This window comes from Promicromonospora sp. CA-289599 (assembly GCF_050936155.1).
GTDB lineage: Bacteria > Actinomycetota > Actinomycetes > Actinomycetales > Cellulomonadaceae > Promicromonospora.
The window spans coordinates 1,992,310-2,015,803 of the sequence record NZ_JBNJNI010000001.1; the positions used below are offsets into that span (position 1 = coordinate 1,992,310).

Below are 23,494 nucleotides of genomic sequence, written 5' to 3' on the forward strand. Positions count from 1 at the left end.
GGCCGGAAGAAAAAAGCCTGGACGCCGTACCTAGACTCGAAGGTTTGTGAGAGCACTCCTCGAGGCAGTCTTCCCCAGTCGGATGGGCCGGTCGTTCCGCTGGCTCGTGAGCTCGTCCTGGACCAGCAACATCGGCGACGGCATAGCGCTCGCCGCGGGTCCCCTCCTCGTCGCCTCACAGACCGACAGCCCGTTCCTCGTCGCGCTCGCCGCGATGCTCCAGAGCCTGCCGTGGCTCCTGTTCGGCCTCTGGGCCGGCGCCCTGGCCGACCGCCTGGACCGCCGCCGCATGGTGATGATCGCCAACGGTCTGCGCGTCGCGGTGATCGTCGCGCTGTGCGCCTTCATCGTCACGGACGTCGTGAACGTCGTCCTCGTGCTGGCGGTCATGCTCGCGCTCGGGGTGGCCGAGGTGTTCGCCGACTCCGCGAGCCAGACGCTCCTGCCGATGGTGACCCCCAAGGAAGACCTGGCGATCGGGCAGGCCCGGCTCATGGCCGGCTTCGTGACGGCGAACCAGCTCGCCGGGCCGCCCATCGGCGCGTTCCTGTTCGCCGCGGGGATGGCCTGGCCGTTCGCCGTCCAGGCGGTCACGGCGACGCTGGCGATCGTGCTGATCTCGCGGATCTCGGTGACCCAGGCTGCTGTCCGCGAGACCCGTACCCACATCCGCCAGGACATCACCGAGGGCCTCCGCTGGGTGTGGCACACCCCCGCCGTCCGCACGCTGATGCTCACCATCCTCACGTTCAACATCACCTTTGCCGCGCCCATGGGCGTGCTCGTGCTCTACGCGACGGAACACCTGGGGATGAGCACGCTCCAGTTCGGCATGCTGACCACGGCGACGGCAGTGGGCGGCCTGCTCAGCACCGCCTTCTTCGACCGGCTGCAGAAACGGGTCCCGTTCGCGACGCTGATGCGCGTGGTCCTGACCTGCGAGGTGATCTGGCACCTGGCGCTGGCGCTCAACACGACGGTGTGGGGCGCCTTCGTCGCGATGTTCGGGTTCGGCGTCTACGCGTTCGTGTGGGGCTCCGTCTCCAGCGCCGTGCGCCAGCGCGCCACCCCTCTCGACCTCCAGGGGCGCGTGGGGTCGCTCAACATGGTGAGCGTGTACGGCGGGATGCTCCTGGGCACCGCGTTGGGCGGTTTCATCGCCGAGCAGTGGGGGCTGGCCGCGCCGTTCTGGTTCGGGTTCGTGGGCGCCGGGATCACCCTGATCCTGATCTGGAAGCCCCTCGGAAGCATCGCGCACGCCGACTCGGGAGAGTAGACCGCCCCGCCCCGCCCCGACCGGGGCCGGGCCGGGGCGAACACATTCCGCTCAGTGCGCCCTGACGATCGGGATCGAACCCGTCTCCGTGAACTCGCGCATGCGCTTGCCCACCGTCGACCGGCTGACGCCTACCTCCTCGGCGATCTCCCGGTACGTACGACCCTTGGTGCGCAGCTGGATCATGCGCTCGGCGTCCTCGGTCCCGAGCCCCGTGTTGCGCCGCGGACGGCGACGCGGGGGCAGCGCCTCCCGGACGTTCGCCGTGGCCCGGTCCGCCGCCTCCGCGGGCTCCGCGGCCGGTGCCTCCGCACCCTCACCCGCCAGATCGGGCGCGGGTGCGCGCCCGCTCACGCCCTGACGCGGTGTGTCCAGGGCGGCGCTGACGCGCGCGGACCGGCGATCGGTCTCGCCGTCGAACACCTCGCCGTCGTACACCCCGTCGTCGTACACGTCCCGGTCGAGGAAGTCCTCGCCGTACGTGTCCCCGTCCCGGCCCCGCGCGGCGGGGCGGGGGTCGGCGAACTCCGCGGCGACGGCGTCGGCGGCACGGCGCTCGTAGTCGGGCGCACCCACCCCGACGTCGGCACGCGCGCCGTCCCGCGTGTCCGACACGCGGCCGTCCATAAGCTCGTCGTCCACGAGGATGCCGGTCAGCCGCTGCCGGTCGGCGAGGTGCAGCCGGGCGACGTCGGCGGTGCCGTCCCCCACCGCGGCGAGCGCCTCGCACCAGGCGGCGACCTGCGCCCGCATCTCCATGGGCGGGACGGTACGCAGGGCTACGGAGCGCGCCCGGCGGCGTCCGGCCTCGGCGCGGGCGAGCCGACGGCGGGCGGCACGTGACCCGTCGTGCAGGCTCTGTGCCCGGAACAGGTCCTCGGTGCTCAGGAAGAGCGCGTGCATGCGCGCGGACTGCCGCATCGCCGACCAGGACGTGCCGGTGGCGAGATGCCGGTCGCCGATCAGCGCCAGGTGCCACATGAGCGCGGCGAGCAGCGGCACGATGAACCTGAACAGGATCGCGCCGACGGGGTGGCCGATGTAGGCCTCGTGCCACGCGGCGAACACACCGGACGCGGACGACAACGCCCAGGTCAGGGCAAGCAGGGTGCCGCCGGGCCGGTTGTCCCGGGCGGCCTCGCGGGCGAGGAGGGCGACGGTGACGAGGGACAGCTCGAAGACGCCGGCGGTCGCGTACGCGGTGCCCTGGTTCATGGCGAGGACGTCGATGCCAAACTGGACCATCGCCAGGTACGCGGACCCGGTCGAGATGAGGGCGACGGATATCGCGCCGGTGAGGACCAGTCTGCGGGAACGGCGCGTCGGGACGGTCGTGACGGGGAACGTCCGGTCGGCGGGTGCCACGGTGATCTCTCCTTGGTCGAGGGGTGCCGGGTGAGAATATCGAACAAGAGTTCGGATTCCCAGGGGTTGGGCGAAACCGAAGATATCGGACATAGATGTCGGGCCGGTATCGTGCGGTGCATGTCGCGGAAGCTCTGGGCCTGGATCGCGGGCGGTTTGGCGGTCGCGCTGCTCGGCGCCGCGGCGTGGGTCGGCCTGTCACCCCGCGACGAGCCCGCTCCGGCGGCAGCCACCCCGTCGGCGAGCCCGTCGCCGTCGCCGAGCCCCACACCGTCGCCGACGCCGACGCCGACCCCCGCCGTCTACTCCCTGAAGTCCCTGCCCAGGCCCGACATCGCCGAGCTCCTGCCGCGCGCGCTGCCGCAGGCCGAGGTCGGGTCCCTGGAGGACCTGCCCGGTTCGGTGGCCCGGCCGAACGACCCCCGCATCCCGGTCTGGGCGAGCCCTGACGTGGCCGAGGCGCCGGTTCTCGCCCTCGAGTCCCGCTACTACGACGCCGAGGCGCGCTGGCTCGTGCTGGACAGCAGGCCGGGGTGGGTGCAGGTGCTCGTCCCGTACGGGCGCGGCGCCCTGCCGTCGCGCGATCCCGAGAAGGTCAACGGAACCGCGGGCTGGCTCCGCGGGAGCGACGTCCTGCTGATCCGGGAGAAGCGGTCGGTGCTGGTCGACCTGTCCGACCGCACGGTGACGGTGACGCATGCCGACGGCTCCAGCGACCAGCTCCCGGCGGCGGTCGGTGCGTCCGCCACGCCGACGCCGCTGGGGATCACCCAGGTGTTCACCGTCACGGAGGCGGTGAACACCGGGATGTCGGTGTTCCTGTCGATGCAGAGCGAGACCCTCGACGGGTTCTACGGCACCGACTACGCCGCGACCGCCATCCACGTGGGCGAGGGCCAGGGCCAGGCGGTGAGCAACGGCTGCGTCCGGCTCACAGCCGAGGACTTCGCCGGACTCACCGACCTGACCCCGGGCGTCCCGGTTCTGATCAGGTCCTGACCAGCGGGTGCGTCATGGCCCGGCCGGGCACGGGTCCCCGGCCGCCTTGCGGAAGCACCCCACGAAGTGTCCGGGCGTGTACTCGACCAGGCCGACGCCGTCCGGCGTGCCGTCGGCAGCCTCCGCCTCCTCGCCCAGGGACCGGCCCTGTGCAGTGACCGCCTCGTGGTAGAGGCAGCGGCCCGCCAGACGCCTGGTGCGCTCTGCCTCCTCGGCCTCGACCTCATCCCACGTCCGGTCCAGGTGCGGCACCGAGGCCAGGAGGTCGCGGGTGTAGGGGTGCAGGGGGTCGTCGAAGACGGCGTTCGTCACGCCCCGCTCGACCACGCGCCCCTTGTAGAGGATGACCACGCGGTCGGAGACGTAGTTGCCGAGCGAGAGGTCGTGCGTGACGAACAGGATGCCGAGGCCACGCGCCTTGAGCTCACCCAGCAGGTTGAGCACGTCGATGCGGGTCGAGGCGTCGAGCATCGAGATGATCTCGTCCGCGACCAGCAGCTCGATGTCGAGGAGCAGGGCCCGCGCGATGAGCAGGCGCTGCAGCTGCCCGCCGGAGAGCTGGTGCGGGAACTTGCCGAGGATGTCGTCCGGCTCGAGCGTCACGGCGGCGAGCGCGTCCTCGAGCCGCTTGCGCCACTCCCCCGACGAGACCCGGGGGAAGTAGGAGCGGCGCAGCGTCTCGAACGTGCGGTCCACCTTGTAGATGGGGTTGAACGACGAGAACGGGTCCTGGAAGACGCCCTGGACCTTGCGGTAGTAGTCACGGCGGGCACGGAACGAGAGCTTGGTGACGTCCTTCCCGTCGAACGTGATGGTGCCGCCCGAGGAGTCGAGCAGGTGGAGCACCAGCTTGCCGATCGTCGACTTGCCGCTGCCGGACTCGCCGATGAGCGACACCACCTCGCCACGCTGCACGTCGAGGCTCACCTGCCGCACCGCATGCAGGTCGGAGGTGCCGAAGGTGCCGGTCCGGTAGACCTTGTCGAGGTGGTCGAGGGTAAGCATCAGCTCACCGCCCAGCAGGCGACGTGGTGCCCCGGGGCCACTTCCCGGAAGGGTGGCGCCTCCGCGCACCGGTCGTGCGCCAGGGGGCAGCGGGCACGGAACCGGCAGCCGGCGGGCGGTTCGAGGAGCGACGGCGGCCGACCCTCGATGCCTTCGAGCTGTTGCTCCTCGTACCGGTCGCCGACCTTGGGCAGCGCCCCGATGAGCATCTTCGTGTAGGGGTGCAGGGGGTCGCTGATGATCGTCCTGGCCGGCGCCTTCTCGGCGAGGTGCCCCGCGTACATGACGAGGATGGTGTCGGCGACCTGGAACAGCACGGAGATGTCATGCGTGATGACGATCATCGACTTCACGAACCCGTGGTCGCGGAACTCGACGAGCGCCCGGGCCACCGCCTTCTGCGAGGAGACGTCGAGCGCCGACGTCACCTCGTCGCCGATCAGGAGCGACGGGTTCAGCAGCGTGGAGAGCACGAGCACCACGCGCTGCTTCATGCCGCCGGACAGCTCGATCGGGTAGCGCTTCAGCACGTCCGGCTCCAGCCCGACGAGCTTGAGACGCCGCTCGAGCTCGGGCAGCACGTCGGCGTACCGGACGTTGTGCGCCCCGAGGAGGTCCTTGATCATCCGGCCGATCTTGCGGGTCGGGTTCATCGCGGACATCGCGTACTGCGGGATGAGGGACACCTCGCGGTAGCGGTGGCGGCGCATGGCGGCGTCGTCGGCCAGCGGCAGCTCGTCGTCGTCCAGGACCACCGTGCCGCCCACGTGCCGCATGCGGGTGTCGAGGCGGATCAAGGCCTTGCCGAGCGTCGTCTTGCCGCATCCGGACTCGCCGGCCACGCCCATGATCTCGCCGTCCGCCACCTCGAAGGTGACGCCGTCGAGGGCCTTGACGTCGCCGCGGCGGGTCCGGTACCAGACCTTGAGGTCGTTCACAGCCAGGGCCATGTCACATCTCCCGCAGCTTGGGGTTGAAGACCTCGTCGAGGCCGACGTTCATGATGTAGAGGGACCCCACGATGAGCGTGATCCCCAGCCCCGGTGGGATGAACCACCACCACAACCCCAGATGGAGCGCGCTCCACTGCACGGCCTGGTTCATCATCAGGCCGAGCGACATCGCGTTGGTGGGCCCGAGCCCGATGAAGTCGAGCGACGCCGCCGTGAGGATGGACCCGCCGAACAGCAGCACGAACGTCATGAAGAGGTAGGAGTACATGTTGGGCGCGACCTCGCGCCGCAGGATCGTGCCCACCCCCACACCGGACAGCCGCGCCAGGTCGATGAAGTCCCGCGTGCGCAACGACAGGGTCTGCGAGCGGACGGCGCGCGCCACCCACGGCCAGCTGAAGACGCCGATGTACAACGCCTGCATCGGGACGCTCCGCACGCCCAGGTAGGCGTTGATGATGATGAGCACCACGAAGCCGGGGATCACGAGCACCACGTTGGTGAGCATGTTCAGCAGCTCGTCGATCAGGCCGCCGCGGTAACCCGCGACGAACCCGATGGTCATGCCGATGACGGCGGAGACCGCGCCGCCCAGCACGCCCACGAGGAACGTGGACCGCAGGCCGGCGACGAACTGCGCGAAGACGTCCTGGCCGAACGTCGTGGTGCCGAACGGGAACTCCGCGGACGGCGGCGCCATGGGCGGCCCCGCGTAGTCCATGGGCGCGTACTTCAGGAACATGGGCCCGATCAGCCCGAGCAGCAGGAAGCCGAGCACGACCACCATGCCGATGATGACCTTGGGGTTGCGCAGCGCGAAGTACAGCGTCTCGCGTGCGTCTCCCCCGGGTTTGCGGGCCGCCACCGGGCCGGCCGCACCGGGTTCGGCCGCCTCGGAACCGGGCCCCGCGACGGGCTGTGTCGCCGTCATGCCGTTCCCCCTGTCAGTCCGGTCCTGGTGCGGGGATCGACCAGCACGTAGACGATGTCGATCACGAAGTTGGCGACCAGCACGCCGATCACCACGAACAGCAGGGTGCCCTGCAGCAGGAAGAAGTCCTGGTTCTGGATGGCGGACAGCACGAGCTTGCCGAGCCCCGGGTAGGCGAACACGATCTCGGTCACCAGGGCACCGCCCAGGATGGTGCCCAGCTGCAGCGCCAGGCCGGTGATCTGCGGCAGCTGAGCGTTGCGGAACGCGTACTGCCGGATGAGCCGCTTCGGCGCACCGAGCGCGGCGAGGTAGTTCGCGTAGTCCGACTCGAGCTCGTAGATGATCAGGTTCCGCATGCCGATCGCCCAGCCGCCGAGCGAGACGAGGAACAGCGACAGGAACGGCAGCACCCAGTGCTGCAGCAGGTCGAGCGCGAACGGCCACGACCACTGCGGCACGAGGCCGAAGTCGTAGCCGCCGGCCACGGGGAACCAGCCGAGCGCCACGCCGAAGCCCCACGCGAGCAGGATCGCCAGCCACATGTACGGCATCGCCGTGACCAGGTAGCCCACCGGCAGGGCCACGTTGTCGAGCCAGCGGCTGCGCGCCGCCATCGCGCCGACGGTGTTGCCGACCACGAAGCTCAGCAGGATCGCCGGGATCATGATGCCGAGCGTGTACGGGACGGCCGCGAGCACCACCTCGCTGACCGGCGTGGGGAACAGCCACACGCTCGTGCCCAGGTCACCGCGGAACAGCGAGCCCCAGTAGTTCAGGTACTGCTGCCAGATCGGTAGGTCCAGACCGAACATGCGCTCGTAGTAGTCGGTCATGGCCGCTATCGTCTCGGGGTGCTGGACGGCGGTGCGCGCCACCATCCGCTGAACCGGATCCCCCGGCATGAGCCGGGGGATCAACCAGTTCAGCGTCACCGCCACGACGAAGGTCAGGCCGTAGACCAGCGTCTTGCGAGCGAGATAGCCGCCCATACGTCAGGAGGCCGGCTCGAGGGCGAGCAGCGCGTTCAGGCCACCCATCTGCACGTACCCGTTCCACATCACCGGGAAGTACGCGTCCTCGCGCCCCTCCTTGGGCCAGTTGGTCCACTGCGACTCGTTGTACTGCGCCCACGCGCCGTTGTACCAGAGCGGGATCGCCGGCAGGTCGGTCATGAACTTCTCCTGGACCTGGGACAGCGTCTCGGAGAACTCCGGTGTGCCGCTCTCGGTCCGGGACAGGTCCTGCACGAGCTCCCAGGCTTCCTCGTCCTCGTACCGGCCGAAGTTGCCCGCCAGCATCTGCTCCTGGACCGGCTGGTAGAACGCGTAGTTGTAGTAGGTCCACGGCGTGTTGCTGATGCCCGCGTTGCCGTTGATCAGGAGGTCGAAGTCGCCGGTGGCCCGGGCGTCGTCGACGGCGCCCGCGTCGGGGAAGTCGGCGGTGACCTTGATACCTGCGGCGGAGGCGTCCTCCGCGATCACGCGCGCCGCCTCCATCCAGTCGGTCCAGCCGGCGGGGACGATGAGCTTGAGGTCGATCGTGTCGCCGTCGGGCGTCTCGACGAAGCCGTCGCCGTCTCCGTCCTCGTAGCCGGCGTCGGCCAGGATCGACCTGGCCTCGTCCGCGTCGAAGGTGTAGCCGTGCTCGCTCGCGACGCCCTCGTCGTAGTACTCCTCGAACGCGGGCACAAGGCCTGACGGGTGCGCCTTGGACACGAGGCCGCCGTAGGCGTTCGTGACGATCTTGTCGACGTCGATCGAGCGCGCGAGCGCCTGCCGGAAGTCGACGTCGTCCATCGGGGCGCGCGTCTGGTTCGGGATCAGGTTCGCCGATGCGGCCGCGAGCATGTACGGCTGGCCGTCGTAGTAGGTGCTGACCTGGCCGGAGTCCGCGAGCGTGTTGACACCCGGCAGGAAGTTGTTGCTCAGGTCCAGGCTGCCGGACAGCATCAGGCCGAGCGCCACCTCGTTGGAGGTGTTCACGACGTCGACGATGTACTTCATCGGCATCTCGAGGCCGAGCTCGCTCTTGGCCCACCAGTCGTCGTTGCGCTCCCAGACCATGCGGTCCTGCCCGACGGCGGAGAACTTGAACGCACCCGAGCCGATGGGGTCCTCGTTCGGGTTGGACAGCAGCTCGTCGTCCGACCACTCACCCATGACGTGCTCCGGCACGATCATGGTCGTGTAGAGCCAGTTGTCCCACTCCTGGAAGCGGGGGTCGGAGAAGGTGAACTCGACGGTGGTGGGGCTCGTTGCCTCCGCCGTGTCCAGCCAGGTCCACAGGTTGCTCCACGGCACGGCGTCGACCTTGCCGAGCTCCGCGGTGAAGACGACGTCCTCGGCGTCGAGCGCCTCGCCGTCCTGCCAGGTGAGGCCCTCGCGGAGCGTGAGCTCGTAGGTGTCGTCGCCGGTCCACTCGCCGCCCTCGGCGAGCCAGGGCTTCAGCTCGAGGGTGATGGGGTCGAACTGGAACAGCGGCTCGTAGAGCAGGCCGCCCAGGCCGGTGGCGCCACCCGCACCAGGGATCGGGTTCCAGGACGCAGGCGGCCCCCACTGGGTGCCGCTCGTGAAGAGCGTCTCCTCGCGCGGGTACTCGCCGATGAGCTCGGTCGCCGACTCCATCCCCTCGGCGGTCGCGTACGGGTTCGGCGCGGCAGTGGGTGCGCTTCCACCGCCGCCGGAGCAGCCTGCCAGCAGCAGGCCCGCGGCTGCGGCCGTCGCCAGGGCCAATGCGCCCCGGGACCTGTTCTGTCGAAGGAACATCATCGATCCTCTCGTCCGGCCCCCGCACGGTCGTCGTGCGGACCGGCGCATCGTTACACCGGGTTGGTGAGCATCGTTCTGCCCCACGAGAGATTGGTCAAGGTTTGTGACCGATGTTGCTAAATTGACACCTGCGCCTGAACGCGGCGCTTCGCGTATCGGGCCGGGCTGACGCTAGGCTGTGTGCGCCGGTCCGGGCATCGCCCGACGCCGGACGCGCTCCTCCGCACGGAGAGGCGCGAGCGCCTGTAGCTCAGTGGATAGAGCACCGCTCTCCTAAAGCGGGTGTCGGCAGTTCGAGTCTGCCCAGGCGCACAGCTCGCGGTGTCACCGATCGCCAAGCTCGACCGACGGTGTCAGACCCAGGCGGCCGGGTCGGCGAGCACCGCCTGCAGCACCTCGCGCGCCCCGCCCGTGAGCGCCGCCTGCGGTCCGGCCTGCGCGGCGCGGACGTCCAGGTCGACGAACGGCGCGGCGAGCACCCGATCGGCGAGCACCTCCTCGACGTCGGCCCGGAGCCAGGGCAGCAGCTCGGTGTAGGCGCCGCCCAGCACGATGGTGGAGACGTCGAGCAGGTTGACGAAGTCGGCGAGGGCGGAGCCGAGCGCCCGGCCGGCCGGCAGCGTGGACATCGCGCTGCCCGACCCGGCGGGGCCCGCGCCGTCCCGGGTCAGCCGCGCGATGAGCGCGTCCAGCGGGGAGTCCGGCGGCAGGCCCGCCGCACGCATCATCGCCTCCTTGCCCGCGTACTGCTCCAGGCAGCCGAACGCGCCGCACGAGCAGCGCGGCCCGGCCGGGTCGACGACGACGTGCCCGATCTCGCCGTTCCACCCGCGCTCCCCCAGGAACAGGGCGCGGTCGACGACGATGGCCGCGCCGATGCCGATGTCGCCCGAGACGAAGATGAAGGAGTCGGGTGCCGCGACGTCGGAGCCGCCGGCCAGCTCGGCGAGCGCCGCGAGCTTGGCCTCGTTGGCGATCCGGACCTCGACGTCGCCGAGCCCCAGCAGCGGGACCGGGTCGAGCGTCGACCAGCCGAGGTTGGGTGCCACCTCGAGGAGTCCGGTGCGCGGGTCGACCAGGCCAGGGAGCGCCAGTCGGGCGCCCGCGACGGTCATGCCCGATGCCGCGACGCCGTCGGACACCTCGCGGGCGAGGCTGCCGAGCCGGCGCAGCACCACCGTCGGGTCACTGTCGTGGAGGGCGCCGGGAATCACCTGCTCCGCCACGACGTCCCCGGTGAGATCGAGCACACGCGCGCCGAGGTAGTCCACGTTCACCTCGAGGCCGAGGCCGACGACGGAGCGGGGTGCCGGGACGAGCGGCACCGCGGGCCGGCCGGCGCGCCCGCCGGTCACCGCGGGCAGCTCGCGCACGAGCCCGGCGGCCACCAGCTGGTCGACCAGGGTCGACACGGTGGCCCGGGCCAGGCCGGTCGCGGCGGCGACACCGGCGCGTGAGAGCGGTTCGGAGACCTCGAACACGGCGCGCGCGACCAGCTCGAGGTTGCGTTCGCGCAGGGTGTGCTGCCGGGCCGCACCAGGGGCTGTCCACGTGGTGCTCTCGCGTGCGGTCCCGGCGGTGGTCACGCCTTGACTGTAGCCGAACGCCGCGCAATAGTTCATCCGTACAACAAATGCGGCGCCGCATACCGGGGCCGCCTCGATGAGGAGACCTCCGTGAGCGACATCAAGTACTCGTTCGGCCTGTGGACCGTCGGCTGGCCCGCCGCCGACCCGTTCGGCACCGCCACCCGGCCCGAGCTCGACCCCGCCGAGTCCGTCCGCAAGCTCGCGGACCTCGGCGCCTGGGGCTTCACGTTCCACGACAACGACGTCTACCCCTTCGGTTCGGACGACGCCGCCCGCCAGAAGCACATCGACTCCGTCAAGCAGGCCGCCTCGGACACGGGCATGGTCTGCGAGATGGTCACGACCAACACGTTCACGCACCCCGTCTTCAAGGACGGCGCGTTCACCTCCAACAACCGCGACGTGCGCCGCTTCGGCCTGCGCAAGGTGCTGCGCAACGTCGACCTGGCCGCCGACATGGGCGCGTCCACGTTCGTCATGTGGGGTGGCCGCGAGGGCACCGAGTACGACAACTCGAAGGACCTCAACGCCGCGCACGCGCGCTACGCCGAGGGCATCGACACCGTCGCCTCCTACATCAAGGAGAAGGGCTACGGGCTCAAGATCGCCCTGGAGCCCAAGCCCAACGAGCCCCGCGGCGACATCTTCCTGCCGACGATCGGTCACGCCATCGCGCTGATCGACTCGCTCGACAACGGCGACATCGTGGGCCTCAACCCGGAGACCGGCCACGAGCAGATGGCGGGCCTCAACTACACGCACGGCATCGCCCTGGCGCTGCACCTGGGCAAGCTGTTCCACATCGACCTGAACGGCCAGCACGGGCCGCGCTACGACCAGGACCTCGTGTTCGGTCACGGCGACCTGCTGTCCGCGTTCTTCACGGTCGACCTGCTGGAGAACGGGTTCCCCAACGGCGGCCCGCGCTACGAGGGCCCGCGTCACTTCGACTACAAGCCGTCGCGCACCGAGTACCTCGACGGTGTGTGGGAGTCGGCCAAGGCGAACATGGAGACCTACGACATGCTCGCGGCCAAGGCCGCCGCATACCGTGCCGACTCCGAGGTGCAGGCCGCGTTCGAGCACGCCGGGATCTTCGAGCTGGGCCAGTCGACCCTCGCCGAGGGCGAGACGTTCGACTCGTTCCTCGCCGAGGCCGACCCGGACGTAGACGCCCTGGCGGAAAAGGACTACGGCCTGGTCCGCCTCCACCAGCTCGCCCTGAAGCACCTGATCGGCTGACGCTCAGCGCCTTCCCGATGTGTCAGAAGGTCGCACATGTGTCAGACGTACAGGTCACTCGGGTGACCTGTACGTCTGACACGTGCGCGAGGTTCTGACAATTGCCACCGGCGACGTTCAGCCAGCGAATTTCGACGCGGTAGCGTTTCAGTCGCCTCCTCACCCCACCCTCCCCTGGAGCATCGATGCCCCTCGTCGCCGGCGTGGACACGTCCACGCAGTCCTGCAAGATCGTCGTGCGCGACGCCGAGACCGGAACGCTGGTCCGCACCGGTTCCGCCAAGCACCCGGACGGCACGGAGGTGGACCCGCGACACTGGTGGGACGCCTTCCAGGAGGCGGCCGCCGCGGCAGGCGGTCTGGCCGACGTCGCAGCGCTCTCCGTGGGCGGCCAGCAGCACGGCATGGTCGTGCTCGACGCCGACGGCAACGTCATCCGGCCCGCGCTGCTGTGGAACGACAACCGTTCCGCGCCGTCGGCCGAGGCCCTGATCACCGAGCTGGGCGAGGGCGACCGCGAGGCGGGCGCCCAGGCGTGGGCCGACGCCGTCGGCTCGGTGCTCGTCGCCTCCCTCACCGTCACCAAGCTGCGCTGGCTGCACGACAACGAGCCGGAGAACGCGGCGCGCGTCGCCGCGGTGGCGCTCCCCCACGACTGGCTGTCCTGGCGCATCGCGGGCTACGGGCCCGCCGGCGACCCCACGGCCCCGCTGGGCCCGCGGCTGGACACGCTGTTCACCGACCGGTCGGACGCGTCGGGCACCGGGTACTACGACGCCTCCACCGTCCAGTACCGGCCTGACCTGCTGGAACGCGCTCTCGGGCGGACCGACGTCGTGCTGCCGCGCGTGGTCGGCGTGGCCGAGGCGGGCGCCGTCGCGCACCCGTCCGTCGCGGGCTCGGACGTCGAGGGCGGGGCCCTGGTCGGGCCCGGCGCCGGCGACAACGCGGGCGCGTCCATCGGGCTCGGCATGACGCCGGGCGACATCGCCATCTCGATCGGCACCTCAGGCGTGGTCTCCGCCGTCGCGCCGACGCGCACCGCCGACGGGTCGGGCGCGATCAACGGCTTCGCCGACGCGACCGGCAACGCCCTCATGCTCGCCGTCACCCTGAACGCGGCGCGCGTCCTGGACGCCGCCCGCGAGGTGCTCGACGTCGACTTCGACGGCCTCGCCGAGCTAGCGCTGCAGGCCCCGCCCGGTTCGGACGGCCTGGTGCTCGTGCCGTACCTGGAAGGCGAGCGCACGCCCAACCGGCCCGACGCGACGGGCACGCTGCACGGCATCCGCCTCGCGACGTCGACCCGCGCGCACCTCGCCCGGGCCTACATCGAGGGCATGCTGTGCGGGCTCGCGGACGGCCTCGACGCGCTGCGCGCGCAGGGCGTCTCGGTGGACCGCGTGATGCTGATCGGCGGTGCGGCGCAGTCGCCGGCCGTGCAGCGGATCGCCCCGCAGGTCTTCGGCCTGCCGATCGGCATCCCCGAGCCCGGCGAGTACGTGGCCGACGGCGCCGCACGTCAGGCCGCCTGGGTCCTGGCCACCGCGAACGACCCGGACGCCGCCGCGCCCGAGTGGTCCACGACCATCGCCACGACGCTCGACGCCGACCCGAGGCCCGCGATCCGCGATCAGTACGCCGCGGTCCGCGACCTGACCTGACCCTGTGCCCGTCCATCTCGACAGAGAGTCCGTGGAAGGCCTGATCGGCACGCTCGCTCACCGGTCCGCCGCGCTCGACATCGCCCTGCACACCGTCCAGGTGAGCGTCCGCGGCGAGTCCGTCGCGCACGCCGTCAGCGAGCCGGCCGGCCTGGACACGCCCCAGCGGATGTACTCGGTGTCCAAGACGGTCACGGGCCTGGCGATCGGGCTGCTCGCGGACGAGAAGCTGCTGAGCCTCGACGACCCCGTCACTGAGCACTTCCCTGAGATGGGCCCGGTGCATCCGTGGCTCGGGGCCACGACGCTCCGGCACATGCTCGCCATGCGTGGGCCGCACTCGTCCACGACGTACAAGCGGACGGACGGTGACTGGCTGGAGTCGTACTTCCGCGTGCCGCCGACGCACCCGCCGGGCACGGTCTTCACCTACGACACCAGCGCCTCGTACACGCTGGCCGCGCTCGTGGAGCGACTGTCCGGCACGTCCCTCCCGGACTATCTGCGGCCGCGCCTGTTCGACCCGCTGGGCATCAGCCCTGACCTGCGGTTCCTCACCGGACCGGAGGGTATCGCGCACGGCGGCTCGGGGCTGGTCTGCACGGCGCGCGACCTGTTGCGCCTGGCGCACCTCCTGCTCGACGAAGGCGTGCACGACGGCGTCCGGCTCCTGCCCACCGACTACCTCCGCGCCGCCACGAGCCCGCAGGCGGACACCGCCCTGCAGAACTCCGCCGCCGCGCTGCGTGGCGGCTACGGCTACCAGCTCTGGCTCCCCCGTCCCGGATGGTGGCTCATGTTCGGGCTCGGCGGCCAGCTCGTCTACGGCAACCCCGCCCGAGGACTCGCGGTGGTGATCACCGCGGACTTCCAGGCCTGCCCGAGCGGCGACCGGTTCATCGACGACGTGCTCGACCTGCTGATCGATCCGCTGGTCGAGGCGCTCGACGGTGGCCGTGCCCTGGGCGGCGCGCACGACACCGCCGTCGAGCTGGCCTGGCCCGCGCCTCGTCATGTCGCCGCGCACGCACGGCCCGTCGCCGGGCGCTACACGAACGTCGTCGACGGCCCCGGCCCCGCCGAGCTCGTGCTCTCGCTGGACGACGACGGCGGCCGGCTGACCAGCGCCGTCGACCCGGCCGGTCCCGATGGTCGCACCGCGGCAGGCTGGGACGTCGAGCTGCGGTTCGACCGCCCGGTACGGACCGTCGTCGACGACCAGCCCGCCGTCGTCACCGCCGGCTGGACCAGCCCCGACACCTTGGACGTGCGCTGCTCGCTGCTCGGCGACAACCTGACGACCTGGCGCACCCACCTCGCCTGGGCACCGGACGGCACGCTGACCGTGCAGTCCCAGGTGTTCGGTGAGACCGCCGACCACGCCTGGAACTTCCACGCGGCCTACCGCGTGGCGCCCTGATCCGTCAGGTGCGGGTGTAGGTCAGGTGCCGGAAGCGGAGGCCGGACGCCGACGTCGTCCACTCCGTCGACGCGGTGACCGCCCACTCGGGGCCGATCTCGGGGGCGAACACGTCGCCCTCGACCTCCTTGTTGATCTCGGACACCTCCAGCACGTCGGCGACAGGCAGCACCTCGCTGTAGACCTGTGCGCCGCCCATGATCCAGATCTCGTCCCCGCCGGGCGCGTTCGCCGCGATCTCGAGCGCCTCGCCGATGGTCGCGGCCGGCACTGCCTCCGCGTCCGCCACGCTGTCCGGGCCACGCGACGAGACGACGACGTTGGTGCGGCCGGGCAGCGGACGCTTCGGCAGCGACTCCCACGTGAGCCGCCCCATCACTACCGGATGACCCGCGGTGATGCGCTTGAAGTGGGCGAAGTCCTCGGGCACGCGCCACGGGATGTCGCCGCCGGCGCCGATCACCGGTCGCCCGCCGCCGTCGCGTGCCTGTCCCCAGATGAGTCCGATCATCAGACTGCGATCGGTGCCTTGATGGTGGGATGCGAGACGTAGCCGAGCACCTCGATGTCCTCGAACTCGTAGTCGAAGATCGACTCCCGCGGTGCCAGCCGCAACGACGGGTACGGGTACGGGTCCCGTTCGAGCTGGGTGCGCACCTGCTCCACGTGGTTGTCGTAGATGTGGCAGTCGCCGCCGGTCCACACGAACTCGCCGACCTCGAGGCCGGCCTGCGCTGCGACCATCTGCGTGAGCAGCGCGTACGAGGCGATGTTGAACGGCACGCCGAGGAAGAGGTCCGCCGAGCGCTGGTACAGCTGGCAGCTGAGCTTGCCGTCCGCGACGTAGAACTGGAACAGGGCGTGACACGGTGGCAGTGCCATGTCGTCCACCTCGGCGGGGTTCCACGCCGTCACGACGTGCCGCCGCGAGTCCGGGTTGGTGCGGATCTGCTCGACCACCTTCGCGATCTGGTCCACCTGCCCGCCGTCGGGCGTGGGCCAGGAGCGCCACTGGACACCGTAGACGGGGCCCAGCTCGCCCGACTCGTCGGCCCAGTCGTCCCAGATCTTGACCCCGCGCTCCTGCAACCAGCGCACGTTGGAGTCGCCGCGGAGGAACCACAGCAGCTCGTACACGACCGACTTCAGGTGCACCTTCTTGGTGGTGATCAACGGGAAGCCCTTGGCCAGGTCGTACCGGATCTGCCGCCCGAACACGCTGCGCGTCCCCGTGCCGGTCCGGTCGCCCTTGTGGGTCCCGTTCTCGAGCACGTCGCGCAGCAGGTCCTCGTACGGGGTGTCGATCGCGGTCATACGGCAAGCCTACGTCGAGCGCTCCGGACGCCCGCGACACGCACCGCCGTCAGTTCTGCTTCGCCCGCAGCTGCTTGAGCTGGGTGCCGCGGCGCCGGTACAGCACGCTCATCGTCACCATCGTCAGCGCGACGAGGCCACCGATGACCGCGCCCCATGCGGTCCCGCCACGGAAGGCCGGCCCGTCGACGTCGAGGATGCGCTCGCCGGCGTGCGCCGCGGCCGAGGTGCCGAGGACGATGCCCAGCGTGAGGAGGTTCGGCACCGCGAGCAGGACCGCGAGCATGAGGTACCCGCTGCGCACCTGCCAGGACTTCCTGGTGAGGACCGCCTGCGCCAGGAGCAGCACCGGCGCCAGCGTGAACACGGCGCCGGTCAGGAGCCCCCACCAGGCACCCGCGGTGAACGACCCGTCCACCGCGTTGCCGATCACCTGGGCCCACCATCGCGGCAGGAACGCGTCGAGGAACAGGTAGATCAGCCATACGGCCACGATCACGGCGACGACGCCGATGAGCCGCTTCAGGAGGTCGCGCCAGTCGGGGCGCCACCGCGCCGAGGCCGGCGTCGGCTGCGCTGCTGCGGGGCCGGTCGACGTCGGGCCGGTCGCCTCGGGGCTGTCGCTCGGGTTCTGCGCCATGAGCACGATCGTCGCAGCGTCGGATGCACTCTGCGCGGTGAACGGGAACGTCGCGGGCCCCGTTCGCGTTGTGCACTAGTCCGACCGAGCGGGACGCGCAGGGCCTCACTCCGTGACCGTGTCGGTGACCAGTGGAAGGATGATCCTCATGACGGAGCAGATCACCACCTCGAGCGCCACGAGCGCCGCAGACGCCGTGACCCCCTCGCCCACGGACCCGCTCTGGGTGGAGCGCAACGGCATCCGCACCTACACGGGCTTCTCGGCCCGCGGTGCGCGCGTCGAGGTCGGCCCGGCCGAGGCGGGCGCCGTGTTCACGCCGGGTGAGCTGATGAAGGTCGCCCTCGCGGCGTGCGCCGGGATGAGCAGCGACAGGGCGTTCGCGCGCCGGCTCGGCGACGACTACAAGACCACCATCCGGGTCGAGGACCCGAAGGACATGGCGGAGGACCGGTACCCGGTGCTCACGGAGAAGTTCGAGATCGACCTGTCCATGCTCGACGACGAGGACCGCGCGAAGCTCCTCACCATCGCGCAGCGGTCGATCGACAAGGCATGCACGGTGGGCCGCACGCTCAAGGCGGGCGCCCAGATCCCGAACGCGCAGTTCGAGCAGCCGACGGAGGACTGACATGGTCGACGACAAGCAGAAGCTGACGGCACCGGAGTCCGACAACCGGTCGACGCCCGGCGACGCGGTACTGAAGCCGGACAACTCCGTCGAGGTCACACCCGCGGACTGGGTCCACTACAAGCCCGACAGCCCGCTCGACCACCTGGTCGACAAGGCGGTGACCATCCCGTCCGCGAGCATCCACAAGCATGTGGACAAGGTGCGGGCACGCAACCCCGACGCCAGCCCGGCAGAGATCATCAAGCTCCTGGAGAAGGAGTACCTACGGGTGATCCAGACGACGGGCACCGCGGTCGGCGCAGCCGCGGCGATCCCGGCCGTGGGTACCGCGGCGAGCGTGGCGCTGTCCACGAGCGACGTCGCGACGTTCTTCGCCTCGTCGGCCGCGTTCTCCCTCGCGGTGGCGGACGTGCATGGCATCGAGGTCCAGGACGTCCCGCGCCGCCGGGCTCTGCTCCTGGCCACGGTGCTCGGTGACCAGGGCGCACAGGACGTCGAGAACGCCATCGGCGGTTCGGGCGTCGCCTGGGGCAAGGTGCTGCTCACGAGCATGCCGCGCACCACGCTGCACAAGGTGAACAAGGCGCTCACGCACCGGTTCATCCAGAAGCAGATCGCCAAGCAGGGCAGCCTGCTGCTGGGGCGCATCCTGCCGTTCGGCGTGGGTGCGATCGTCGGCTGGGTCGGCGCACGTGCCCTCGGCCATACGGTGATCGCCCAGTCCCGCCTCGCGTTCGGCGCTCCTCCGGAGCGCTTCCCCCGGGTCATCGAGCAGAAGTAGCCACGGCGGGGCACCCTATATACGCATCTGCTCGGCGGGATGTCATCACCCGCTCTAGGCTGCGGGTCATGGCGGACACGACCCACGGCGCACTCGCCCCGACGTACGACCCACTGCCGATCACTGTCGCGCGGGCGCACGGTACGCACGTATGGGACACGGACGGCAACGAGTTCCTCGACTTCTTGTCGGGGTACTCGGCCCTGAACTTCGGGCACCTGCACCAAGGACTCGTGGCTGCGGCGATGACGCAGCTGCGCCAGGTCACGCTCACGTCCCGTGCGTTCGACCACGACCGGCTGGAGGAGTTCGCCCAGCGGCTCGTCGAGGTGGTGGGGGTACTGACGACCGGCGGCGAGGACAGCCTCGTGGTGCCGATGAACACCGGCGCGGAAGCCGTCGAGACCGCGGTCAAGGCGGTCCGCAAGTGGGGTCATGACGTGCGCGGCGTGCCGGAGGACGAGGCGACGGTAGTCGTCGCGTCCGGCAACTTCCACGGCCGCACCACCACGCTCGTCGGCCTCTCCGACAGCACGACCGCACGCGACGGGTTCGGCCCCTTCGCGCCGGGGTTCCGGCGGGTTCCGTTCGGCGACCTGGACGCTGTGGCCGCCGCCGTCGACGACACCACGGTGGCCGTGCTGATGGAGCCGGTGCAGGGCGAGGCCGGTGTCGTGGTGCCGCCGGACGACTTCTGGCCCGGCCTGCGGGAGCTCACCGCCAAGCAGGACATCGCCCTGGTGGCCGACGAGGTCCAGTCGGGACTCGGCCGCACCGGGACCACCCTGGCCTGTGAGCTCTGGGACGTACAGCCCGACCTGGTCTGCCTGGGCAAGGCGCTGGGCGGCGGGATCATCCCGGTCTCGGCAGTGGTCGGCAAGCCGGAGATCCTCGGCGTCCTGACCCCTGGCACGCACGGATCGACGTTCGGCGGCAACCCGCTCGCGTGCGCCGTCGGTATCGCGGCGCTCGATCTGCTCTCGACGGGTCAGTACCAGGCCCGTGCGGTGGCATCGGGCAAGGTGCTCACGGAACGACTCGAGGCACTCGTCGAACGAGGTCTGCTGGCCGAGGCCCGCACCATCGGGCTGTGGGCGGGCATCGACCTGGACCCCGCGCTGGGTACCGGTCGCGAGCTCTGTGAGGCGCTGCTGGAACGCGGCGTCCTCGCCAAGGACGCGCGTACCGAGACGGTCCGCCTGTCACCGCCGCTGTCGATAGTCCAGCCCGAGCTGGAGATGGCACTGGACATCCTGGAGGAGTCCCTGGTCGCGCTCCGCGGCGAGCACTCCGCGGCCGCCGCCAACGAGATGGCGAACGCGGCGACCGGAGAGGCCGCGGGCACGGCGACGGACGAGGCAGTGGACGAGGCGACGGACACCGCAGCGGACGACGCGACGGACGACACCTCCGACGAGAAGCCGGGCGAGGACCTGGGCGAAGAACCGGGCGAGGCAGCCGGTGCCGACGCCGTCGCCGAACCCGTCCCGGACACCGCTGACGCGGAAGCTGCTGCGGCGGAGACCGAGGCGGCCGACGAGCCGGCCGACGTCGTCGAGGACAAGACCGGCCCGGAAGGCAGGGAGGAACGCTCCGAACTGTCACCGACCGCCGGCTGAGCGTAGGCTCCGGGAGGTGACCACTACGACGTCGTCCCCCACCGTCATGCTCCCGGCGCTCCCCGAGCTTCAGCAGGCCTACGCCGAACTTCAGGCCAAGGGCCTGAAGCTGGATCTCACGCGTGGCAAGCCGTCGGCCGAGCAGCTCGACCTCGCCGAGCCGATGCTGGCCCTGCCCGGCGTCGGCGTGCACGCCGACGACACGGGCACCGATGCCCGCAACTACGGCGGGCTCGACGGCGGGCTCCCGATCCGGCGCATCTTCGCCGAGCTGCTGGACGTGCCGGTCGAGCAGCTTCTCGCCGGCGGTAACGCCTCGCTCACGACCATGCACGACGTCGTCGCGTACGCCGAGCTGTTCGGGTTCCCCGAGTCCCCGAAGCCGTGGGCGCGCGAGGAGAAGGTGCGCTGGATCTGCTCGGTGCCGGGCTACGACCGCCACTTCACGATCTGCGAGGCCCTCGGCATCGAGATGATCCCCGTGCCGATGACGCCGGACGGCCCGGACGCCGAGGCCGTGGCCGCGCTCATCGCCGCGGACCCGACCATCAAGGGCATGTGGGTGGTCCCCACCTACTCGAACCCGGACGGCGCCGTCATCACCGAGGACGTCGCCCGTGCGCTGGTCTCGATGCCCGCCGCCGCGCCGGACTTCCGCATCCTGTGGGACAACGCGTACGCGGTGCACCACCTGACCGACGACGAGGTGACCAGCCCGAACGCCATCGCGCTGGCCGCGGAGGCCGGCCACCCGGACCGCGTGATCATGTTCGCCTCGACGTCCAAGGTCACGTTCGCCGGCTCGGGTGTCTCCTTCCTCGCCAGCTCGCCGGCCAACATCGCCTGGTACAAGAAGCACCTGTCGGCGGCCTCCATCGGCCCGGACAAGATCAACCACCTGCGGCACGCGCTGTTCTTCGGCTCGGCCGACGGTGTGCGCGAGCACATGCGCAAGCACCGCGAGATCCTGGCGCCCAAGTTCGAGGCAGTGGCGCAGATCCTGAACGAGCGGCTGGGCGGGTACGGCATCGCGTCGTGGACGGAGCCCAAGGGCGGCTACTTCGTGTCGCTCGACGTCGCTCCGGGTACCGCGTCCCGCGTGGTGCAGCTGGCCAAGGAGGCGGGGATCGCGCTGACGCCGGCGGGCGCCACCCACCCGTACGGCAAGGACCCGGAGAACAAGAACGTGCGCCTCGCGCCGTCGATGCCCCCGCTGGACGAGGTGCGTACGGCGATGGACGGCGTGGCGACCTGCGTCCTCCTGGCCGCCGCCGAGGCCACGTCCGCGAAGTAGAGCGCTTGTCCCGCTTCCACGCGGCTCGAGCCGTGCGGAAGCGGGACAAGCGCTCTACTTCGCGGGCCTGGGTTCAGTCCGTGCAGTGCTTGTTGACCACGAGCACCGGGCACGCCGCGTGGTGCAGCACCGCCTGGCTCGTGGAGCCCAGCAGCAGCCCGCGGAACCCGCCCCGGCCACGCGAACCCAGAACGACCAGGTCCGACGCCGTCGAGAACTCCGTCAGCAGCTCCGCGCCGGTGCCGTCCAGCACGATCCGCCGGATCCGCAGGCCGGGGTTCTGCGCCTCGTACTTGTCGACCAGGACGTCCATGCCGGCTCCGATGTCGGCGAGCACCTGCTCACGGTCGATGTTGGACGGCAGCCACGCCAGCATCCCGCTGTTCCCCACGGGCACGCCGGTGACGGCGGTCAGCTCCGCGCCCCACGCGTTCGCCTGCAGGATCGCGTGCTGCAGCGCCCGCTCGGCCTGCGGCGACCCGTCCACGCCGACGACGATGCGGCGCACCTCCCGGATCTCGCCCGCCCCTGACGCCGTCGTGCTCGTCTCGGCGTCAGTGCCAGACCCGGTGCCCGGCACGTTCCAGGAGACGCCCCTGTTCACCTCGGCACGCAGCGGGACCACGACGACGGGGCACCGCGCGTGCGCGGGCAGCGCGGACGACACCGTGCCCAGCAGCCGCTCCGTGAACCCGCCCCGGCCCCGCGTTCCGACGACGGCCAGTCCGTAGTCGCCGGACAGCTCCACGAGCACGCCCGCCGCGTCGCCGGTCGCGACCTCGGTCGTGGCGCGCACGCCGGCGTCGGCCACCCGTGCCTCCGCCTCGGCGAGCACCGATTTGGCGCCCTCCTGGATGGTCGTGTCGTCGAGGGCGGCGTATCCGCCGTCGAGCGACGCGGCCGTGAAGGACGGCAGCGAATAGCTGCAGACGATGTGCAGCGCCCAGCCCACGCGGTGCGCGTAAGCGGTGGCCCAGTCCAGCGCGTGCAGGCTCGCGGCAGATCCGTCCACCCCGACCAGTACGACCTCGGATCGCGTCATCGCAAGACCTCTCTTCGCCCAAGCACCATTGCACTCCAACGCTACCGGCGGGGCGCGCGTTATGGGTAACCAGCGGCAAAAAGACTGCAGAACGATGGCAAAGCAGAGCGCCCACCCGGTCACCGGGCAGGCGCTGTGCTGTGCTGTGCGGTACTACGCGGCTGGGATCAGCCCAGGCGGATGAACGTGGGGTTCGACTGCCAGATGGTGCGGAAGTCGACGACGGTGCCCGGCTTGGACGCGTCGATCATGGTGTTGCCACCGGCGTAGATCGAGACGTGCCCGGGGGTCCACATCAGGTCGCCCGGCTGAGCCTCGGACGCCGGCACCTGGGTGCCGTAGCCGGCCTGCGCCGACGACGAGTGCGGCAGGTTGATGCCGAGCTGCGCGAAGACGTACTTGGTGAAGCCGGAGCAGTCCATGCCGCTCGGGGAGGAGCCACCGGAGACGTACGGCACGCCGATGTAGCGGCTCGCGATCGAGATCACGGAGTTGCCGATCGCCGACGCGGGAACGTCGACGGAGCTGGCGGTGGAAACGGTGCTGGCGGCTGCCTCGGCGGCCTCAGCAGCCTCGGCGGCGGCAGCCTCGGCCGCCTCCTCGGCCTCTGCCTCGGCGAGCTCCGCCTGGTAGTCCTCGTTCTCGGCGGCGGAGACCACGGAGACCGCGGACTTCTCGACGTTGAGCTCTGCGTCGGGTGCGACCGACACGACGGGTGCGTTGGACAGCGCCTCACGGGCCTGCGTCGCCAGCGCGTTGAGGTCGACCGAGTTCATCTTCGCGTGGCCGGTCTCCACCGGAGCGGCCTGGGCGACAAGAGCGCCACCGAAGGTCGAGACGAGGAGTGCGCCACCAGCGGCTGCGACCGCGGTGCGGCGGCCTACTGCGGCGTTCTGAGCAAGTTCGGTGAACGGAGTCACTGGTCGTCGCGCAGCCCGATGGCGAGCGCGAGTCG

The 23,494-nt window shown here is 70.7% G+C and carries 21 protein-coding genes and 1 tRNA gene; 10 read left to right on the forward strand and 12 right to left on the reverse strand.

Features of this window, described 5'->3' with window-relative positions; genetic code table 11:
* Positions 1-46: 46 nt before the first annotated feature.
* On the forward strand, positions 47-1,276 hold the full coding sequence (locus tag ACQEVI_RS08735; RefSeq protein ID WP_432896986.1) for an MFS transporter: 1,230 nt from the start codon (positions 47-49) through the stop codon (positions 1,274-1,276).
* A 51-nt stretch (positions 1,277-1,327) separates the two neighbouring features.
* On the opposite strand, the gene ACQEVI_RS08740 is transcribed toward ACQEVI_RS08735, so the two are convergent.
* Complete coding sequence (locus ACQEVI_RS08740; protein WP_432896989.1) at positions 1,328-2,641, reverse strand: winged helix-turn-helix domain-containing protein; 1,314 nt, start codon at positions 2,639-2,641, stop codon at positions 1,328-1,330.
* Between the two features lie 120 nt (positions 2,642-2,761).
* On the opposite strand from ACQEVI_RS08740, the gene ACQEVI_RS08745 reads away from it, so the two are divergent.
* Positions 2,762-3,640 (forward strand): L,D-transpeptidase, encoded by an 879-nt coding sequence (locus ACQEVI_RS08745; protein ID WP_432896992.1) that lies wholly within the window; start codon positions 2,762-2,764, stop codon positions 3,638-3,640.
* 12 nt (positions 3,641-3,652) lie between these two features.
* Here ACQEVI_RS08745 and ACQEVI_RS08750 read toward each other — a convergent pair whose 3' ends face one another.
* The 5 genes from ACQEVI_RS08750 to ACQEVI_RS08770 are packed head-to-tail and all read right to left on the reverse strand — an operon-like array spanning position 3,653 to position 9,297.
* Positions 3,653-4,645 carry an ABC transporter ATP-binding protein gene (locus ACQEVI_RS08750; protein WP_432896995.1) on the reverse strand — a complete coding sequence of 331 codons (993 nt, stop codon included), beginning with the start codon at positions 4,643-4,645 and terminating at the stop codon, positions 3,653-3,655.
* Positions 4,645-5,595, reverse strand: coding sequence for an ABC transporter ATP-binding protein (locus ACQEVI_RS08755; RefSeq protein WP_432896998.1), 951 nt, complete (start codon positions 5,593-5,595; stop codon positions 4,645-4,647). The genes ACQEVI_RS08750 and ACQEVI_RS08755 overlap by 1 nt, the downstream gene beginning before the upstream one ends.
* A 1-nt stretch (position 5,596) precedes the next feature.
* On the reverse strand, positions 5,597-6,529 hold the full coding sequence (locus tag ACQEVI_RS08760) for an ABC transporter permease (protein WP_432897001.1): 933 nt from the start codon (positions 6,527-6,529) through the stop codon (positions 5,597-5,599).
* Positions 6,526-7,521 carry an ABC transporter permease gene (locus ACQEVI_RS08765; RefSeq protein WP_432897004.1) on the reverse strand — a complete coding sequence of 332 codons (996 nt, stop codon included), beginning with the start codon at positions 7,519-7,521 and terminating at the stop codon, positions 6,526-6,528. Before ACQEVI_RS08765 ends, ACQEVI_RS08760 begins: the two co-directional genes overlap by 4 nt.
* 3 nt (positions 7,522-7,524) lie before the next feature.
* On the reverse strand, positions 7,525-9,297 hold the full coding sequence (locus tag ACQEVI_RS08770; RefSeq protein ID WP_432897007.1) for an ABC transporter substrate-binding protein: 1,773 nt from the start codon (positions 9,295-9,297) through the stop codon (positions 7,525-7,527).
* Positions 9,298-9,539: 242 nt separating this feature from the next.
* Here ACQEVI_RS08770 and ACQEVI_RS08775 point away from each other — a divergent pair.
* Positions 9,540-9,612, forward strand: a tRNA-Arg gene (locus ACQEVI_RS08775).
* A 41-nt stretch (positions 9,613-9,653) separates the two neighbouring features.
* Here ACQEVI_RS08775 and ACQEVI_RS08780 read toward each other — a convergent pair.
* A complete protein-coding gene (locus ACQEVI_RS08780; protein ID WP_432897010.1) occupies positions 9,654-10,886 on the reverse strand; it encodes an ROK family transcriptional regulator in 1,233 nt (410 codons plus the stop codon).
* Between the two features lie 90 nt (positions 10,887-10,976).
* Between ACQEVI_RS08780 and xylA the strand changes: the two genes are divergently transcribed.
* The 3 genes from xylA to ACQEVI_RS08795 all read left to right on the forward strand — a co-directional run bounded on the left by xylA (position 10,977) and on the right by ACQEVI_RS08795 (position 15,215).
* Positions 10,977-12,131 (forward strand): xylose isomerase, encoded by a 1,155-nt coding sequence (xylA, locus tag ACQEVI_RS08785; protein ID WP_432897013.1) that lies wholly within the window; start codon positions 10,977-10,979, stop codon positions 12,129-12,131.
* A gap of 185 nt (positions 12,132-12,316) precedes the next feature.
* Entirely contained in the window at positions 12,317-13,795 is a 1,479-nt protein-coding gene (gene xylB / locus ACQEVI_RS08790; RefSeq protein WP_432897016.1) for a xylulokinase, read from the forward strand.
* Between the two features lie 31 nt (positions 13,796-13,826).
* The gene (locus tag ACQEVI_RS08795) at positions 13,827-15,215 is read left to right on the forward strand and encodes a serine hydrolase domain-containing protein (RefSeq protein ID WP_432897019.1); all 1,389 of its coding nucleotides are present in this window, start codon (positions 13,827-13,829) and stop codon (positions 15,213-15,215) included.
* Positions 15,216-15,219: 4 nt separating this feature from the next.
* Here ACQEVI_RS08795 and ACQEVI_RS08800 read toward each other — a convergent pair whose 3' ends face one another.
* Genes ACQEVI_RS08800 through ACQEVI_RS08810 form a run of 3 tightly spaced genes read right to left on the reverse strand, consistent with a single transcriptional unit; the run spans position 15,220 to position 17,169 of the window.
* Positions 15,220-15,726: a dihydrofolate reductase gene (locus ACQEVI_RS08800; RefSeq protein ID WP_432897022.1), complete on the reverse strand. Its 507-nt coding sequence runs from the start codon at positions 15,724-15,726 to the stop codon at positions 15,220-15,222.
* Positions 15,726-16,529 carry a thymidylate synthase gene (locus ACQEVI_RS08805; protein ID WP_432897025.1) on the reverse strand — a complete coding sequence of 268 codons (804 nt, stop codon included), beginning with the start codon at positions 16,527-16,529 and terminating at the stop codon, positions 15,726-15,728. The genes ACQEVI_RS08800 and ACQEVI_RS08805 overlap by 1 nt, the downstream gene beginning before the upstream one ends.
* A gap of 49 nt (positions 16,530-16,578) precedes the next feature.
* Positions 16,579-17,169 (reverse strand): hypothetical protein, encoded by a 591-nt coding sequence (locus ACQEVI_RS08810; protein WP_432897028.1) that lies wholly within the window; start codon positions 17,167-17,169, stop codon positions 16,579-16,581.
* Between the two features lie 148 nt (positions 17,170-17,317).
* Here ACQEVI_RS08810 and ACQEVI_RS08815 point away from each other — a divergent pair, with 148 nt between their 5' ends.
* From ACQEVI_RS08815 to ACQEVI_RS08830, 4 genes are all read left to right on the forward strand, one after another.
* A complete protein-coding gene (locus ACQEVI_RS08815; protein WP_432897031.1) occupies positions 17,318-17,800 on the forward strand; it encodes an OsmC family protein in 483 nt (160 codons plus the stop codon).
* Position 17,801: 1 nt separating this feature from the next.
* A complete protein-coding gene (locus tag ACQEVI_RS08820; RefSeq protein WP_432897034.1) occupies positions 17,802-18,584 on the forward strand; it encodes a hypothetical protein in 783 nt (260 codons plus the stop codon).
* A gap of 68 nt (positions 18,585-18,652) precedes the next feature.
* The gene (gene rocD / locus ACQEVI_RS08825; RefSeq protein WP_432897037.1) at positions 18,653-20,203 is read left to right on the forward strand and encodes an ornithine--oxo-acid transaminase; all 1,551 of its coding nucleotides are present in this window, start codon (positions 18,653-18,655) and stop codon (positions 20,201-20,203) included.
* 46 nt (positions 20,204-20,249) lie between these two features.
* Positions 20,250-21,497 (forward strand): aminotransferase class I/II-fold pyridoxal phosphate-dependent enzyme, encoded by a 1,248-nt coding sequence (locus ACQEVI_RS08830; protein ID WP_432905869.1) that lies wholly within the window; start codon positions 20,250-20,252, stop codon positions 21,495-21,497.
* Positions 21,498-21,570: 73 nt separating this feature from the next.
* On the opposite strand, the gene ACQEVI_RS08835 is transcribed toward ACQEVI_RS08830, so the two are convergent.
* Complete coding sequence (locus tag ACQEVI_RS08835; protein ID WP_432897040.1) at positions 21,571-22,539, reverse strand: universal stress protein; 969 nt, start codon at positions 22,537-22,539, stop codon at positions 21,571-21,573.
* A 167-nt stretch (positions 22,540-22,706) separates the two neighbouring features.
* A complete protein-coding gene (locus ACQEVI_RS08840) occupies positions 22,707-23,459 on the reverse strand; it encodes a C40 family peptidase (protein WP_432897043.1) in 753 nt (250 codons plus the stop codon).
* Positions 23,460-23,494 lie beyond the last annotated feature (35 nt).